The sequence below is a fragment of the Chitinophaga dinghuensis genome, from assembly GCF_003259435.1.
Lineage (GTDB): Bacteria > Bacteroidota > Bacteroidia > Chitinophagales > Chitinophagaceae > Chitinophaga > Chitinophaga dinghuensis.
Genome location: NZ_QLMA01000008.1, coordinates 114,214 through 129,942 on the forward strand (window position 1 = coordinate 114,214; position 15,729 = coordinate 129,942).

A 15,729-nucleotide genomic window follows, 5' to 3' on the forward strand; every position below is an offset into this window, starting at 1 on the left:
ATTTTTATCGGATGGATAATCTGTCTGCCATAATCTGCACAAATTTTTCCGCCACTCTGCGATAGTTAAAATGTTTGATAACGTGTTGGCGGGCGGCCACGCCCAGCTGATGCCGATAGTCTTTGCTGAATACGAGTTGTTCCAGGGCATCGCGGATATCTTCTACGCTGGCGCGGTAGTCGACTGTACGTGGAGAGGCGAATTGCACCAGTCGGTGCCCTCCTGGAGAAGCCGCATCTTCCAACATCACTTCGCTCAGCGTAATTTTTTCCGCCACGCCAGCCATCAGCGCTGTTTTTCCATGTACCAGCGTATCCAGCATGCCCATTGCATTGAGTCCGATTACCGGTTTTTCGCAGGCGCCGGCTTCCACCTGGAGCATACCGAATCCTTCGATACGGGCGGGGGCTGCATAGATATCGCAGGCATTGAGGAGGTACGGCATATAGTTTCTGGAAATGATGCTGGTGGCATATTTGACATTTGCTTCAATGCCTAGCTGAGTAGCCAGTTGCATGTCCAGTTCATTTTGTTTGTAGGTGCGCATTTGTGGCCATACTTTGCACACATATTTCCAGGGAGGCAATACCGGAGCGATATCTGCCAATGCTTTCATGACTTCCTGCGCCCCTTTGGAGCAAGCGTCTCCTCCGGCAGTTAAAATCATTAATTCATGTGGTTCAATTCCGAGCGCTTCTCTTACCGCTTTTACTTCCGGATGATCGGCGGGAATGGGTTTGAACTTATCAGTATTGCACCCTACAGGTAATACTTCTATTTTACCGCCGTCGATGCCATCGCGTATATACATTTCCTTTACCCATTGGGAGGTGACGAGGATGAGGGGCAGATCATTCAGCACATCCTGATAGTTGGCGATGTATCCGTCGGCTACCAGCCAAGGAACAGGCAGGACTCCATACTGTTGTGGGTGCACTACCAGATTCGGCGTATATCCCCAATAGCCGATGCCCACTGCCACATCTGGCTGAAACCAGCGATAGTACCATTCTTTTTCCATAGAAGATTCCAGGTGTACCGGATGTACATCCACACCCATTTCCAGGAGGCCCTGGTAGAGTAATTCTCCCTGCATAGCGAGTCCGCCGGGACTGGCAGGATATTCATACATAAGCAATACCTTCATATGATACTGTTTTTTTGTAGCCAGTCGAGCGCTTTCCCTTTATCCGTGAAGGTGCAGAAAGCCTCTACAGGCGGAGTTACCTTTGCTTCCCAGCTATTTTTATCAAAGCCATAGATGTCTGTTATCAGCTGATATTTCTTTTCCCGGATTTTTTCCGGCAATGCGAAAAGGATATCTGCGTTTTCCATGGCTTGCGGGTAGTATTTTTTATGACCGTCTTCGTAGGCGAAAGTCCATAGATTGGTGGCTTGGATGCTGCCGTGGCACCAGCAGTTGATAACAGCCTGCGCTGTTTCTTCATGGCGGCGGTGGCGGGTGTATTCTCCTTTTGGATGGTGGGTAAGGATGAGATCGAAATGTTCTTCGGGGAGGAGGTTCTGAATGGTATCTCTCACCTCTTTGATGGGCAGGGGAAATTGTTCGGGGCCATCGTCCAGATTGGCCATGGCGCCCGTTGCATCCAGTTCCTGGAGTACTTTATAGAATTTGGGGGCTCTGTCCGGATCTTCTTTTCTGCAGAGGGAAACGATATACCATTCCAGTTGTGGATTGGCGAGGATGATCCCTCCGGCCCATAACGTTTCATCATCCGGATGGGCTACAATCACTACGGCAGAGCCTTCTGATGGCAGCATGCTAGATTAATTTATTTCCGCATTAACTACAGATGCCCGTTGTAAATTGTTTATAAAAATATTGTTGTGTGGAGACGCGCAGTTTTCCGGACGGGTGTCTGTCCTCCCTTCAGAAACATCGGTGAAATTTCGGCGAAATTTCGGCGAAAATAACGGTGAAGACTATATGAAAAAAAATATCCTTCCTAATTTTGCATCGCAATCAACGTCTAAGCTTATGGAGGAACAGGCCCAGTCCACTTTGCAGGAAATCTATGCCCTGACTGCAAGGAATTGAATGGACATGCGGCTAACGCTTATACAGCTATATATAATTGATACATATTTGATTTAGGACCCTTTAAAAGACGCTTTATGGAAAAAATAATGCGGGAGTTTCGCTTCCTGAAAATGTATGCCCTGCTACTTACAGCCCTGCTAACTGGATTTCTGTTTATGGCATTTCGTACTGATTTTGGTAACCAACGTTTTACAGAAATAGATGTAGAAAGAATCAATATTATTGAAAAGGATGGTACGTTGAAAATGGTGATATCCAACGGAGAACGTCAGCATCCGGGATTAGTGGAGGGAAAAATGTTGCCTACCCGTAAGCGGAATCCGGGTATATTATTCTTCAACAGTGCCGGAGAAGAATGCGGCGGACTTGGCGGCGATGCCTCAAAAGACGGTGGCGCAGACATGGCCTTATCCTTTGATCAGTTTAGAAATGACCAGATTATGCAACTGCAATACCAGGAAACAGCGAATGCTAATCCAAGGGCGCGTAGTTATGGTCTTAAGTTGTGGGATAGAAATGATGCATTTCCTTTGAGCAGAACGATGGCGCTGGTAGATTCTATTCAGAAAATAGCGGATGCAGACGAGCAGTTAAAAGCGTTCAATCATCTCCGGAATTCGAATAAATGGGGAGCAGAACGGATGTTTGTTGGGAAAACGCAACAGTCGGAAGTAGGATTGTTTATCCGGGATGAGAAAGGAAAGCCCAGGATTAAGATTTACCTGGATAAAGAGAACCGCCCCCATATTATCACTTTGGATGAGCAGGGCCAGATACAACAGGATCTGACCAAACAGGCCTTTCCTGCGAGATAACAGGGACGGATATATGAAAATGGATTTATTTTATATTTTTATCATTCTTAATAATAAACACTATGGAAAAGTTACAACGGGAAGTGCGTTTTCTCAAAATATATGCGCTGGCTCTTACAACGGTATTGATTGGATTTCTTTTCATGGCCTTTCGGACCGACTTTGGCAAGCAGCGTTTTGAAGAAATAGATGTAGAAAGAATCAATGTAGTGGAGAAGGATGGTACCCTGAAATTGGTGATCTCCAATGGGGCGCGTCAGCATCCTGGATTAGCGGAGGGCAAGCAACTTTCTCCCCGCAAAAGAGAGCCGGGTATGATCTTCTTTAACAGTGCAGGAGACGAATGTGGCGGTTTGGTGTATGATGCAACCAAAGAAGGCGGCGCCGGAATGGTATTCTCTGTGGACCAATACCGTAATGATCAGATTATGCAACTGCAGTATAGCCAGGAAATTGACGGTGGTCCTAAATACCGCTCCTATGGTTTGAAAATGTGGGATCGCAGGGATGATATTACTGTTACCCGTGTATCCAACCTGGTAGACTCCCTCAATAAACTGAAGGATAAAGAAGCCATCAACAAAGGTTACGAAACCCTGAATCAGGATGGTACTTTTGGGGTTGAAAGATTGTTTGTAGGTAAAAATACTAAAGATGAAGTAGGTTTATTTATCAGAGATAATGATGGTAAACCTCGCATTAAAATTTACATAGACAAGAACAACAAGGCGAGAATTGTAACCCTGGATGAAAAAGGACAGGTAGAGCAGAGCGTTCCGGCGGCAAAATAAAATATTTACTGCGCTATATTACGGAGGTGATGAGAGGAATCTCATCACCTTTTTTTATGAAAATACCCTATTTTGCAGTCTGAAACCATTGTTAATCAAGTAGATTTATTGAAAAATGAAGTTTAACCTTTCTATTGCCGCAGCCCTGATCTTATTATTGTTAACCGGTCATGTATCTGCACAACTGGCGCAAGGCGCGCGACAAACGCCTACTGCTCCGAAAGAGCGACTTGGCGTATCGGGACCTGTGAAGATAGGGAACCGGAGTTATCAGTTGGCGTGGACGTCGCATCCATCGGGGAACTATTACAAACAGGAATATCTTCCGCAGGGAGAGGATCTGCAGCATTTTGAACATCTTTTTTCGCTGGAGGCACTCTCCGGAAAATTCAATGTAAAGGATGTTGTTGGCGCTAAAATAGCGGAGCTCAACAAGGCCAAAGCCAGCAATCCTATGGTCAACTACCAGGTATTTGAAAAAGACGGCGAAGTATTGCTGGATTTTCTTGTTTCGCAGAATAGTCCTGATGGCAAACAGGTATATGTTGTAGAGAGAAATATCCAGCGCTATGTACCCATTACCGACAAGAATGGCAAATCGGCAATGGTGCTCATTCTTTTGAATGAAAGAGCGTATAACAACAATATTGCTGCCTTCTTGAAGAAGATGAAAGCAAGCGGTGATGAATCTCGGAATGCTTTGGCCGCTTATCCATTGCCAGCGATTACGCTTTCAGAATAGAAAAACGGCCGTCTCCCCGACACTATTTTTTCGTCAATTTATATCGTATATGCGTTGTTAGGTTTGATGGTATTACTTCGGCAATTTCAAGATTGTACTTGTTTTTGTCAATACCATCAAACAACCGTATACCTCCTCCTAAGAAAAGTGGGGCGATGTGAATGAAAAATTCGTCTATTAATCCGGCATTCAGGTATTGCTGGATGGTATTTGCGCCGCCTTGTATTCTGATATCCTTTCCATTGGCGGACTTTCTTGCTTTTTCCAGTGCGCTCTCAATGCCGTCGTTGATGAAGTAAAAAGTGGTGGTGCCTTTCTGTACCCAGGGTTCTCTTTTTTCATGAGTCAGCACAAAGACATCTGTTTTGTACAGATCTTCTTTCCAGTGCACTTCTCCTTCTTCAAACATACGTTTCCCCATGATGTAAGCGCCTGTTCTGGCAAATACATTATCGATCAACAGGCTGTCGTTTCCATACTCCTCTCCGCCTTCCCGGTTGACATTTTTCCAAAATGCTTTTTGTTTGAACATCCAGTTATGAATGGTAGGACCGTTGTCGCCCATAGGATTGGCGGTACTTCTATGATCTCCGGCGAAGTAGCCATCCAGGGAGATACCGCTGTCAAAGATAATTTTACTCATATCGTTTAAATGTGTTGAGCTGATGTAGCCTGGTGATTAAAAGTGGAGTAAATAGGCGTATAACAATGCAAACCAAATTACGACATCCAGATGAATTTCTATGGATGACTATGGTAGATGTATAGATTGATAGTAAAATTTTAAATATTCAAAAAAGATACTAATTTTGCACTTCCGATAATATCGGCTGCTGCATCTCTGAAGGGGCGGATGATCTTTCCAAAGCCCCAAAATTAATCGCTTATTTACTATAATTAAGGATCATGCAAACTATTGCATATTACTGTGATGCTTCCAGCATTGAAAAAAATGCGTTGGAGCAACTGGATCAGTATGCGCAGCTGCCGTTTGTACAGCAGATTTGTGCATTTACTGATATTCATTATTGTTCAGAGAAAGGGTTGCCGGTGGGCACCGCTTTTACAGCAGCCGACTACTTCTACCCATTAATAACGGGCAAGGATATAGGATGTGGCGTCATGTATCTGAAAATCAGCAAGGAATACTGGCTGAAGGCATTTGACAAGGAGGCCCATTACCGGGCTTTATACCTGGCACATTCCCAGATGACGGATGATGGCTTAGGTGGCGGGAATCATTTTTTATCGCTCGAAGAAGATGATACAGCCGTATATATTATCTGTCATACCGGAACGCGGGACAGAGGCATTGCTTTATACCAGGAATGTTTGCAGTTAACGCGGGATTATTCCAGGGAACATGGCGCTGCTGTTAACTATGTGCACCGTGATTTTGTGGATGCCGGATTTTACAGGTATTATGCGGAAACGATTGCCTATGGTTATCAGCGCAGGAAGAATTTCTGTCTGAAAACGCTGAGTTTTTTACAGCAGGCCAATTATATCCGCTGTGAGAAATCGGCCATCGACAGGAATTATCTGCGGCAGCAGTTTTCCGGTTATGCAGCAACGGGCGTCTTACATGGTACGCCTTATCAGCTGGAGGATGCCGTTCATAATCATTTGGTATTTGACGGGCAGACAACCGTACATCGGAAAGGCAGTACGGAATTGATGTATGGTAAGACGGTGGTGATTCCACTTTCCATGTCCAGAGGAAGTTTGCTGGTGACAGTGGCGGATAAAGCCAAGGCGGCGGAAGCCCTCCATTCTTGTGCGCATGGCGCGGGCAGGCAATTGTCTCGCTTCGATGCTATGAAGCATTGGAAAACGGTGCTGAAGGCTAAAGAGCGACAGGCTTATAAAGAGCGGTTCAGTGAGTTATTGAACCGGTCAGGAGAATTTCCGCAAGGATATATCCAGGAGATGGACTTCGCTTATAAAAGCAGTGAAGACACGCTGCGTTATCAGCCGTATTTGAGAAAGGTAACGGCAACCAGGCCGATTGTGACTATCAAATATTCTGAAATTTAAATGTGGAGGGCTGCGTCTAATACGCAGCCCTTTTCATCACATATAGGAAATATTTGTTACCTTGAATTGGATATGTAAGCCTACTGAATGATTAACTATTATAGCATCCTGGAGCTTTCTAATTTTGCATCCGGCGAGGACGTCAAAAAAGCCCATCGTTTGCTCTCCAAAAGATATCACCCTGATTTAAATCCCGGTAATCCCGTAGCAGAAGAGAAGTTCAAGCTGATACAACATGCCTATGAGCAGTTGAACAATGGGTATAAAAAATCTTATTACGACGATATTCTGCGGATGAATTTATATAGTCCTCCCAGCGGACAATCGCAATCCAATCATACGCAAACCAACACGAATAGCAGTTATTACCGTACGCAATCCAGGCAAAGTTACCATCAACCTCCACCCTCCTATACCACGAATTATTACCAGCAGGAAGGGCAATATGAAGAGGATACGGTACCTATGACACCGGAGGAGAGAAAGCGGGAATTACTGTTAAAACTGGCTATTTGTGGCCTTTTTGCTTTAATTATTGCATTGGGGGCCATCTTTGGCAAGGAGGAAAAGAGCAACCGCGTAGCGAGGGAGAAGATCCATGACAACGAAAGATTCTACTTCAATTCAACGGATACGGCATTGATAGTGACGCCTGGTGATCCGGCCTCACAGGTAATATGGATATATGGGAAACCGGAGCGGGTGCAGTATGAGAGCGGTGGTATAGAGGTATGGGCATATGATGACAAGCTGATTATGCTGAAGGATCATAAGGTGATTTGGTGTGTGCGTACAGCAGATTTGCCCAAAAAGTAGCCATCCACTTGATAATTTTCTGGTGTCGATAAAATATTATTATATATTTGCATAATATTCAAATACCGATTTTAACCCTGATCAAACGAAAAGCCTGCAACACTTATCAATAACGTCCCTACACCTGCCGCAATGCGACCAAAAGAAAACCGTTTTTCGGGTAATGCTACCTTTCAATTAGCCAAACAACGCCAGTATCAACGCTGTAATTATTCAACGGAAGAATTCCGGGAGTAGTAGTCTCATGGTTATTGTTCAAATTTTCTGCACCGTTCAAAGTATTTAAATATTTATCGGGGAGACACGTCTCCTCCGTCCCTAATATACCGCTATGAAATACATATTCAGCATATTACTGTCAACCATTGTAATGTGTCTTGGCAACTGGCATAGTGCAGTTGCAGCTAATAATCGTATAGCCACTAACGTTGCTAGCGCATTTCAAATCCCTACAGACCCTTTTGTAGTTGGAGCCATAAGCACTTCCCCGAATCCCAGTAATGCCAGTTCGGTTACCTATGTTGTGACGTTCAGTTCCAACGTGGTAAGCGTAACTACCAGTGCATTTGGAGTAGTGACTACCGGGGATATTCAGGGCGCCGCTGTATCCAGCGTTTCAGGGTTTGGTAACAGGTTTACCGTCACTGTATGGACGGGAACAGGCAGTGGCACCCTTGCACTGACAGTAAACGGGAACGGCATTCGCCCGGCAGTGACCAATGTACCATATACAGTAAGCTCGGACTTCACCTACATCATAGACAAAACAGCTCCAACGTTATCTGTGGGTATGATTCCCGGTACGCCTTATATCAATCCCCCCATGAATATGGTAACGCTTATTACTAACGTTACCGATAACATAGATCAGCCATGGGATTTAAAGGTCAGTTGTTCCAATGATAGTATCACCTGGTTGACCAGTTCCGCCGTATCGCCCACACACCCTCTCTATGCATTAACGCCAGGGAATGGACTTAAAAAGATTTATGTAACAGCGCAGGACCGGGCAGGGAATACTACGAGTGCTACTTATACTGTAACAGTCGATGCCACTCCGGTGACTGTCCGGTTTACAAGTACACCTCCCCTTATAAGTAATCAATCCAGTGTAACTCTGCGGTATAGTGCTAATAAACCTATTATCAACACTTATCATATTAATTTTGATGGTTCTACTTTTGACGAACCAACCGGCGAAATGACTATTCTTAGTCTGCCGGAAGGGCCACATACTTTCACTCTATATGCCGAAGATCTGGCAGGGAATGTATCTGGGCAGATTTCAACATCGTGGGTAACGGACCTCACTCCTCCTACTGTGTTATCTGTCGGATTTCCTGCTCCTGCGAAATACTTGCCGGGGCAGCCGTTAATCTTTGATGTAAAAATGTCGGAACCGGTAAAATTTGCCAATGGTAATATCCCTTACATTGATGTAACGATTGGCGGTAATACAAGAAGGGCCAACTATGTTTCCGGCGCAAATACCGATACCTGGACTTTCGCCTATGTAGTGCAGGATGATGATTATGAGCCGGTGGGTATTCAACTGGCCAATACCATCACGATGAATGGCAACGTGCTTACTGATCTGGCCAACAATCCACTTCCTCCTGCCCTGAATAATATATCTACCAACATGGTGCTGGTGGGCAATAAGCCAATAACAGGCAGTATCCAGCCACCTGTTAATCTGAGTGCTACCACTATCCGTATGATGGTCACTTTTGAAGAAGCAGTTACAGGTCTGGACCTTTCCAAGATTCAGTTACAGGGAGTTCCTGGGGCCTATGTACTGCAAACAATTCCGAGTCCTATCACTCCTACTACTACTTATACATTTGATGTAATTCTCCCGGGATCAATAAATACCACCCTGAATGTGACCATACCATTTAAGAGTGTAACAGCTGTGAGCAGTGGCGGATTTAACCAGGTAGTAACCTCCAGTGTTCAGATCAACAATATACCGCCTATGGTCGTTAATGTTTCCGGACCATTACCGGGCTATTACAAAGCGGGGCAGGTATTGAACTACGTCGTTTACCTGAACAAATCGGTGAATGTTGCTTCCAATGCAAACCCGCTTTACCTGGAGTTGAAAATTGGTACTGCGACTGTACGTGCAAACTATGTAAGTGGTACAGGTTCTAATGCCCTGCTTTTCAGCTATACCGTACAGCTAGGGGATAATGATAACACAGGAATCGGTATGACTAATCAACTCTTTGATCCTAACTACCGGATCACAGATGATTATTATAGCCAGTTGCTGGGACTTATTCCAGTCCCTGGTCCTACTGGCGTAAAAGTGAATACTACCACACCTACGCTCACCTTCAATGCCAGTGGGCCTGTGGTGAAGACAGGTGATTTTACCTTATCAATTGATTTCAGTGAACCTGTGCAGGGATTGAATCCTGGATCTTTCCTGCTCAGCAATGCCCGCCTGCAAAATCTTGTTTCCGCAGACAATCAGCATTTCACTGCAACGGTGACACCTATTGCCGATGGTCCTATGGGTATTACCCTGCCTGCCAATAAAGTAGTGAATATTGGAGGTAATGGTAATGCGGTGCAGACAGTGAATCTGGTGGCAGACATCACCCCTCCGACAATAACTACCATCACCGGCCCTGCCGACGGATATTATATTACTGGCGACAAGCTTCGTTTTGTAGTGGGCTTCAGTGAAGCGATGAACATTGATCCAGGAACAGCCACCCCATTTGTCACCGTCACCCTCGGTTCCAAACAGGTGCAGGCGGTATATGAAAGCAGTGATAACTCCTCTATGACTTTCAGCTATACCATACAGGATGGAGACGAAGCCATGAGCGGTATTGGCCTGACGGGTAGTATCAATCCCGGAGGAGCCGCACGCATTCAGGATGTTGCTGGCAACAATGCCATACTCACCCTGAATGGCATACCTGATTTCAGCAATGTAAAAGTTCATACGGCATATCCTACTGTTATCATTAGCACTACTTCATCTGCGATGATCAACGGGCCGGTTTCCGTGGCTATCACCTTCAGTGAAGCAGTAACGGGTCTTACGCTCACAGATTTCCAGGTTCAAAATAGCACGCTCGACAACCTGCATAACACAGATAATATTAGCTATACCGCCACTATTACGCCTTCCGTGGATGGGCCGGTTAGCCTGTCGCTTCCTGCCAATAAAGTCGTGAGTATATCCAATACAGGGAATCGGGCATCCAATACATTATCCTTCACAGCGGATATGACGCCTCCGTCCATCCTCAGTGTGGTTGGACCAGCGAATAAATATTATAAAGAAGGAGATGTACTTACTTTCAAAGTGGACTTTTCTGAACCTATTGTAATTAACCGGGGTAGTGGCAATCCTTATATGGCCGTGAATATGCAAAGTGGCGTTGTTCCGGCTTACCTTACCAGTTATTCCGGCAATACCGCATACTTTGCCTATACCGTGCAGCCTGGAGACGAATCAATAAGTGGCATTAGCATTGGCGCAGGTATCTCTTTGGGTGGAACGGACGGCAGCATTAAAGATCTGGCTGGCAATGACGCCAGATTGTATATCCTGAATCTGCCTGATTTCAGTGGTGTCAAAGTTCATACTGCTCATGCGGCCGTTTTCCTCAATACAGCTGCGGTATCTCCAGTCAACGGCGTATTTCTGGTAAACATCACTTTCAGTGAGGCTGTTTCCGGCTTTATTCCTGCTGATATACAAGTAACAGGAGGGTCTGTTGCTTCTGTGGCCACCAGTGATAACATTCACTATTATGCCGCCATAAGACCTACAGTCGATGGTACTGTAACAGTAGCTGTTCCGGCTAATGTTGCCATGAATGTGGCCAATAATGGCAATCAGGCATCCAATACTGTATCAGTAGTGGCCGATCTTACAGCGCCTACCATCACCGGACTTACTGTACCTGCTGCGGGCTGGTATAATATAGGTGATCAATTGGACTTTATTTTGACTTACGATGAGCCGGTAGTACTGACTGGCGGCAATACTTATATACCGTTGCAAATAGGCGCCGATGTAGCGAAAGCGACTTATGTCAGCGGATCGGGTACGAATCAGCTTACCTTCCGTTATACAGTACAAGCAGGAGATCAGGCACTCAACGGTATCGCCTATACGCCCACCTTACAAACCGGCACAGATAATTACTCGGATATAGCCGGCAATGCTGCGCCAAAGAATATTCCTGTTATTGCTACCAGCAATGTGCAGGTTAATACAATTGTGGCCACCATTACCACAGGAAGAGTACCTGTAGATGGCATTTATAATACCGGCAAAAAGCTCACGTTCACTATCGCCTGGACTGGAGGACTCACTGTTACCGGCACGCCACTACTGCCTGTTACCATTGGTCGTAGTACGGTGTATGCTAAGTATACCGGCAAGAATGGAGCGAATGCTTTGATTTTCGTTTACACCATTGTAGATGGAGATAATGATATGGATGGTATAGAACTGGGTAATGCTATTTTACTCAACGGCGGTACTATCACTTGTGGAGGACCTGTCAATGCCGATCTTACCTTACATAATATTTCAAGCACCGCTGGTATATTGGTGAACACTACGTATCCAACCGTCATCTTGTCTGGCAATATTCCTGCCCGCACTAATACCGCATTTACGGTGAATGCCACATTCAGTGAAGCAGTAACGGGTCTGACTATCGCCAATATTATTGTGAATAACGGCACGATCAGCGGGTTACAAACAACCGATAATATTCACTTTACCTTTACGCTAACGCCCGCGGCAGATGGCACAGTGACCGTAACCATACCGGCCAATGCAGCCCAAAACATAGGCAGTAATGGTAATAAAGTATCTAATACCGTACAGGTAACAGCCGACATGACAGCGCCTATTATCAATGCAGGACAACAGTTCAGCGTTGATGAATACAGTGCAGTTGGAACAGTTGTTGGTCAGGTCATTGCCACGGATGCTTCTTACATTTTACAAAACTGGAGTCTGACAGATCCTTCGGGAATATTCAGCATAGATGCTGCCACCGGTATTATTACCGTGAAAGATGCCACCAAGTTGAATACAAAAATCAATACCACTGTTCCGGTGACCGTGACGGTAACTGATGGATTAAATACCAGTGTGCCCGCTACTGTAAATATTACGGTAGTATATGTTCCGTTGGCGCCTACTGATATGAGCATCAGCAATACCAACATCAGTGAGAACACGGCGGTGGGAACAGTAATCGGACAACTGTCGACCATTACCTCCGAACCAGGAGCTACCTTCACCTATACGCTGGTGGCAGGTGCAGGCGCTACGGATAACAGTAGCTTCAACCTTGCCGGCAATCAGTTACAGAACAGTCAGGTATTCAAATATGCCGCACAAAAAACGTATAGTGTGCGGATACGTACTACTCAGTCGAATGGGCTATACTTTGAAAAAATATTTACCATTCAGGTATTGCAGGTAAATCAGGCTCCTGTGCTGGACCCTATACAAAATCAGGTTATCTGTTCTACTACTGACAAGCAAAAAGTACAATTGACTGGCGGTTCTGCGGTCGAAGCTGATCAAACACTGAGTTATGCTGTAAGAGTAGATCAGGCATTCTTCAATACATTGACAGTTGATAATAGCGGTTTGATAAGTTATTCGCTGAAACCGAATGTAGCAGGTACTGTGCAGGTAACTGTTGTGCTGAAAGATAATGGCGGTACTGCCAATCAAGGGGTAGATACGCTGATACGCAGCTTTACCCTGACCGTACACTCGTTACCACAGGTCAGCATTACTGCTGATAAAACCGGCGCTATTTCAAAAGGTGATATTGTAATTTTGACAGCGACCGGCGGCACGAACTATGTATGGAGCAATGCAGACGGTATTTTAAGCGGTCAGCAATCCGCTACTTTACAGGTAAGGCCAGCACAGAGCGCCACCTATCAGGTAACGGCGAGCAATGCAGAAGGTTGCAGCAGCGTTCAACAGATCAACATTACAGTGGTGACGGACTTCAAAGTGGAAGCCACGAACCTGCTCACGCCAAATGGAGACGGCATCAATGATAAATGGGTGATTCGTAACCTGGATAGCTATCCACAGAATGATCTGACCATTTTTGACCGTAGTGGACGCATGGTATATCATCAGCAAAACTACAGCAACCAATGGGATGGAAAGCTGAATGGACAACCGCTCAGCGAGGGTACTTACTATTACATTCTGAAAATAAGTGGTACAGATAAAGTAGCCAAAGGCTTTATAACTATACTAAGGAATTAATAAGTCGAACAGACAACAACTGAAATCCCGGTGAGCATTCACCGGGATTTTTTATTTCCTTATCTTTATGATTACACCCCATAAATGCATACTACATGATTATCAGAGCCGCTGTACCTGCGGATATCCCGCAAATTCAATTTGTACGAAATGCAGTGAAGGAAAATACCCTGTCTGATCCTTCATTGGTGACAGACAAAGATTGTGAGGCGTTTATTACGCAGAGAGGGAAAGGTTGGATATGTGAAATCGGCGATCAGATTATAGGATTTTCTATTGTGGACTTGCAAGACAATAATATCTGGGCGTTGTTTGTGCATCCGGATTTTGACAAGCAGGGAATAGGCAGAAGATTGCATGATGTGATGCTCGACTGGTATTTTATGCAGACACAAGATCCGGTGTGGTTAGGAACTTCGCCGAATACGCGGGCTGCTACATTCTACCGGAAGTCGGGTTGGAAGGAAACAGGTATGCATGGCAAAGGGGAGATCAAATTTGAAATGACCTTTGCAGAATGGCAGCATATGAAGAAAACTAAACACCAGTAGGTTCTATACCGGCATTTAGTTTTCATGGGGAGATGTATTTAGCATTCGTCTCCCTGTAATAACTTTTTACTTTACTTTAAATTTCTTGGGATAACCGTGGCTGGCAGTTACTGCAAAGTATTCATCGAAGGCATCTTCCGGAGTGGCCGTGTAGTAATCATTGAGGCCGGAGAGGAACTGCTGTAAGTTGGGCGCGATGACATTTCTATCATTATCTGCATGCCAGAACTCAATCAGCTGGCCTTTTTCGCCGGTAAATACGCCGCCGGTATCATAGCAGATGTAATCGCCACCGCCATTGTGAAAAATGGGAATCCATTGTTCATTCCACCAGTTTTTGATGTCGAAGTCGCTCCCTATCATACCGGTATTATTCCGGGCGGTATCCAGGGCTTGTTCCAGGGGAATAAACTTGGAATTGTTCACGAAAGAATCGAAGGAAAGTTCTTTCTGTCCGTTTTTCCATTTATACAGTTGTTTCAGATCTGCTGGCAGCGTAATGCTGTACTTGAATTCCAGGCTGGCTATTTCCTCATCAGTTAAGGCTCTGTTGAGATCCGGGTAGTACTCGGGCCGTAGGCTGGATATATGGCGATCCAGTTCCAGAATGGTGTTTGTCATGGTTTCGGGTTAAGATTGGTTATATTCAAAAGTAAAAAAATCTGTTGATTATTAAGGGCTCAGGTAGCCAAATGGATAGGTGGTTGTTACCAGACTGAGGAATAATATTGTTGCATTGGGCGCTTGCGTCGTAATTGCCCCTTGAATAGTCGGATTTACACCCGCTCTTGGTGGAATTGGGTATTTAAATTTGTATAAAACTCCCATTCATTTAATTCATTCATGATGAAAACAATTCTTGAGCAACCGACCAGGGACGAACTGGTTTCTCGCATTAACCAGCTACAGGAGAACAGTACAGCGAAGTGGGGACAGATGAATGTGCGTCAGATGATGCGTCATTGTATTCTTTGGGAAGAGATGGCGTTAGGTCAGAAAAAATATCCAAGGGTATTCCTTGGGCGTATATTGGGCCGGTTTATATTAAAGGCGGTATTAAAAGATGACGCGCCTATGCGGCGCAACTCTCCTACTATTGCGCCAATGAAGATCAATACCAGTGTTGGCGATGATGTAGCCTCACAAAAAAAGAAATGGATAGCGCTGCTGGAAGAACATCGGCCAGGTATGCCGGATATTGTTCATCCTATTTTTGGAAAGATGACTGCAGCGGAGGTAGGATTGTTGCTATACAAACATACCGATCATCATTTACGACAGTTCAATGTCTAATAATAGCGGAGGGGCTTAGGCCCCTTTTTTTATGCAGGTTTACCAGCCACCTATATTTAACAGTCCCCTTCTGTTCGTATTGCGAGTAATTTAGTATATTCGGTATCCGCGGATATACCGCACCTGATGAGCAATAATCTCCCCCATTTTCCGACAGTATATATCTTTTTTCTAAAGGGGAGGTCATAGATGATTAACCCGAGCGGATGTTGTAGAAATAGGTTTTAACTATTCAATCATAAAATCAATTGATTATGATTATATCTATCAAAGCTTAATTTTGACGTGCACAGTAACCAGGTGCAAGCATAAATATTCCTTCCATACCCAAAA

The 15,729-nt window shown here is 44.9% G+C and carries 12 protein-coding genes; 8 read left to right on the top strand and 4 right to left on the bottom strand.

What is annotated here, in order from left to right:
• Positions 1-4: 4 nt before the first annotated feature.
• Both CLV59_RS22310 and CLV59_RS22315 read right to left on the bottom strand, forming a co-directional pair.
• Positions 5-1,147: a glycosyltransferase family 4 protein gene (locus CLV59_RS22310; protein ID WP_111594301.1), complete on the bottom strand. Its 1,143-nt coding sequence runs from the start codon at positions 1,145-1,147 to the stop codon at positions 5-7.
• Positions 1,144-1,782, bottom strand: coding sequence for a PIG-L deacetylase family protein (locus CLV59_RS22315; protein ID WP_111594302.1), 639 nt, complete (start codon positions 1,780-1,782; stop codon positions 1,144-1,146). Before CLV59_RS22315 ends, CLV59_RS22310 begins: the two co-directional genes overlap by 4 nt.
• Positions 1,783-2,136: 354 nt before the next feature.
• Here CLV59_RS22315 and CLV59_RS22325 point away from each other — a divergent pair, with 354 nt between their 5' ends.
• The 3 genes from CLV59_RS22325 to CLV59_RS22335 all read left to right on the top strand — a co-directional run bounded on the left by CLV59_RS22325 (position 2,137) and on the right by CLV59_RS22335 (position 4,410).
• Positions 2,137-2,877: a hypothetical protein gene (locus CLV59_RS22325; RefSeq protein ID WP_111594304.1), complete on the top strand. Its 741-nt coding sequence runs from the start codon at positions 2,137-2,139 to the stop codon at positions 2,875-2,877.
• Between the two features lie 62 nt (positions 2,878-2,939).
• On the top strand, positions 2,940-3,668 hold the full coding sequence (locus CLV59_RS22330) for a hypothetical protein (protein ID WP_111594305.1): 729 nt from the start codon (positions 2,940-2,942) through the stop codon (positions 3,666-3,668).
• Between the two features lie 115 nt (positions 3,669-3,783).
• Positions 3,784-4,410: a hypothetical protein gene (locus tag CLV59_RS22335; RefSeq protein WP_111594306.1), complete on the top strand. Its 627-nt coding sequence runs from the start codon at positions 3,784-3,786 to the stop codon at positions 4,408-4,410.
• Positions 4,411-4,432: 22 nt separating this feature from the next.
• Here CLV59_RS22335 and CLV59_RS22340 read toward each other — a convergent pair whose 3' ends face one another.
• The gene (locus tag CLV59_RS22340) at positions 4,433-5,053 is read right to left on the bottom strand and encodes a dihydrofolate reductase family protein (RefSeq protein ID WP_111594307.1); all 621 of its coding nucleotides are present in this window, start codon (positions 5,051-5,053) and stop codon (positions 4,433-4,435) included.
• A gap of 263 nt (positions 5,054-5,316) precedes the next feature.
• Here CLV59_RS22340 and CLV59_RS22345 point away from each other — a divergent pair, with 263 nt between their 5' ends.
• The 4 genes from CLV59_RS22345 (at position 5,317) to CLV59_RS22360 (ending at position 14,103) form a co-directional block, all read left to right on the top strand.
• Positions 5,317-6,447, top strand: coding sequence for an RtcB family protein (locus tag CLV59_RS22345; protein WP_111594308.1), 1,131 nt, complete (start codon positions 5,317-5,319; stop codon positions 6,445-6,447).
• 87 nt (positions 6,448-6,534) lie between these two features.
• Positions 6,535-7,263 (top strand): J domain-containing protein, encoded by a 729-nt coding sequence (locus CLV59_RS22350; protein WP_111594309.1) that lies wholly within the window; start codon positions 6,535-6,537, stop codon positions 7,261-7,263.
• 331 nt (positions 7,264-7,594) lie between these two features.
• Positions 7,595-13,552 (top strand): Ig-like domain-containing protein, encoded by a 5,958-nt coding sequence (locus tag CLV59_RS22355; RefSeq protein ID WP_111594310.1) that lies wholly within the window; start codon positions 7,595-7,597, stop codon positions 13,550-13,552.
• A gap of 95 nt (positions 13,553-13,647) precedes the next feature.
• Positions 13,648-14,103: a GNAT family N-acetyltransferase gene (locus CLV59_RS22360; RefSeq protein WP_111594311.1), complete on the top strand. Its 456-nt coding sequence runs from the start codon at positions 13,648-13,650 to the stop codon at positions 14,101-14,103.
• A 66-nt stretch (positions 14,104-14,169) separates the two neighbouring features.
• Here CLV59_RS22360 and CLV59_RS22365 read toward each other — a convergent pair whose 3' ends face one another.
• Positions 14,170-14,724 (bottom strand): SMI1/KNR4 family protein, encoded by a 555-nt coding sequence (locus CLV59_RS22365; protein WP_111594312.1) that lies wholly within the window; start codon positions 14,722-14,724, stop codon positions 14,170-14,172.
• A 225-nt stretch (positions 14,725-14,949) separates the two neighbouring features.
• On the opposite strand from CLV59_RS22365, the gene CLV59_RS22370 reads away from it, so the two are divergent.
• The gene (locus CLV59_RS22370) at positions 14,950-15,396 is read left to right on the top strand and encodes a DinB family protein (protein WP_111594533.1); all 447 of its coding nucleotides are present in this window, start codon (positions 14,950-14,952) and stop codon (positions 15,394-15,396) included.
• The last annotated feature ends 333 nt before the right edge of the window (positions 15,397-15,729 follow it).

Bases quoted from the DNA above. Each gene is read 5' to 3' on its own strand.
- CLV59_RS22335 (WP_111594306.1), top strand. From the start codon at position 3,784: ATGAAGTTTAACCTTTCTATTGCCGCAGCCCTGATCTTATTATTGTTA.
- CLV59_RS22315 (WP_111594302.1), bottom strand. From the start codon at position 1,782: ATGCTGCCATCAGAAGGCTCTGCCGTAGTGATTGTAGCCCATCCGGAT.
- CLV59_RS22360 (WP_111594311.1), top strand. From the start codon at position 13,648: ATGATTATCAGAGCCGCTGTACCTGCGGATATCCCGCAAATTCAATTT.
- CLV59_RS22340 (WP_111594307.1), bottom strand. From the start codon at position 5,053: ATGAGTAAAATTATCTTTGACAGCGGTATCTCCCTGGATGGCTACTTC.
- CLV59_RS22345 (WP_111594308.1), top strand. From the start codon at position 5,317: ATGCAAACTATTGCATATTACTGTGATGCTTCCAGCATTGAAAAAAAT.
- CLV59_RS22330 (WP_111594305.1), top strand. From the start codon at position 2,940: ATGGAAAAGTTACAACGGGAAGTGCGTTTTCTCAAAATATATGCGCTG.
- CLV59_RS22355 (WP_111594310.1), top strand. From the start codon at position 7,595: ATGAAATACATATTCAGCATATTACTGTCAACCATTGTAATGTGTCTT.
- CLV59_RS22365 (WP_111594312.1), bottom strand. From the start codon at position 14,724: ATGACAAACACCATTCTGGAACTGGATCGCCATATATCCAGCCTACGG.
- CLV59_RS22310 (WP_111594301.1), bottom strand. From the start codon at position 1,147: ATGAAGGTATTGCTTATGTATGAATATCCTGCCAGTCCCGGCGGACTC.
- CLV59_RS22370 (WP_111594533.1), top strand. From the start codon at position 14,950: ATGAAAACAATTCTTGAGCAACCGACCAGGGACGAACTGGTTTCTCGC.
- CLV59_RS22350 (WP_111594309.1), top strand. From the start codon at position 6,535: ATGATTAACTATTATAGCATCCTGGAGCTTTCTAATTTTGCATCCGGC.
- CLV59_RS22325 (WP_111594304.1), top strand. From the start codon at position 2,137: ATGGAAAAAATAATGCGGGAGTTTCGCTTCCTGAAAATGTATGCCCTG.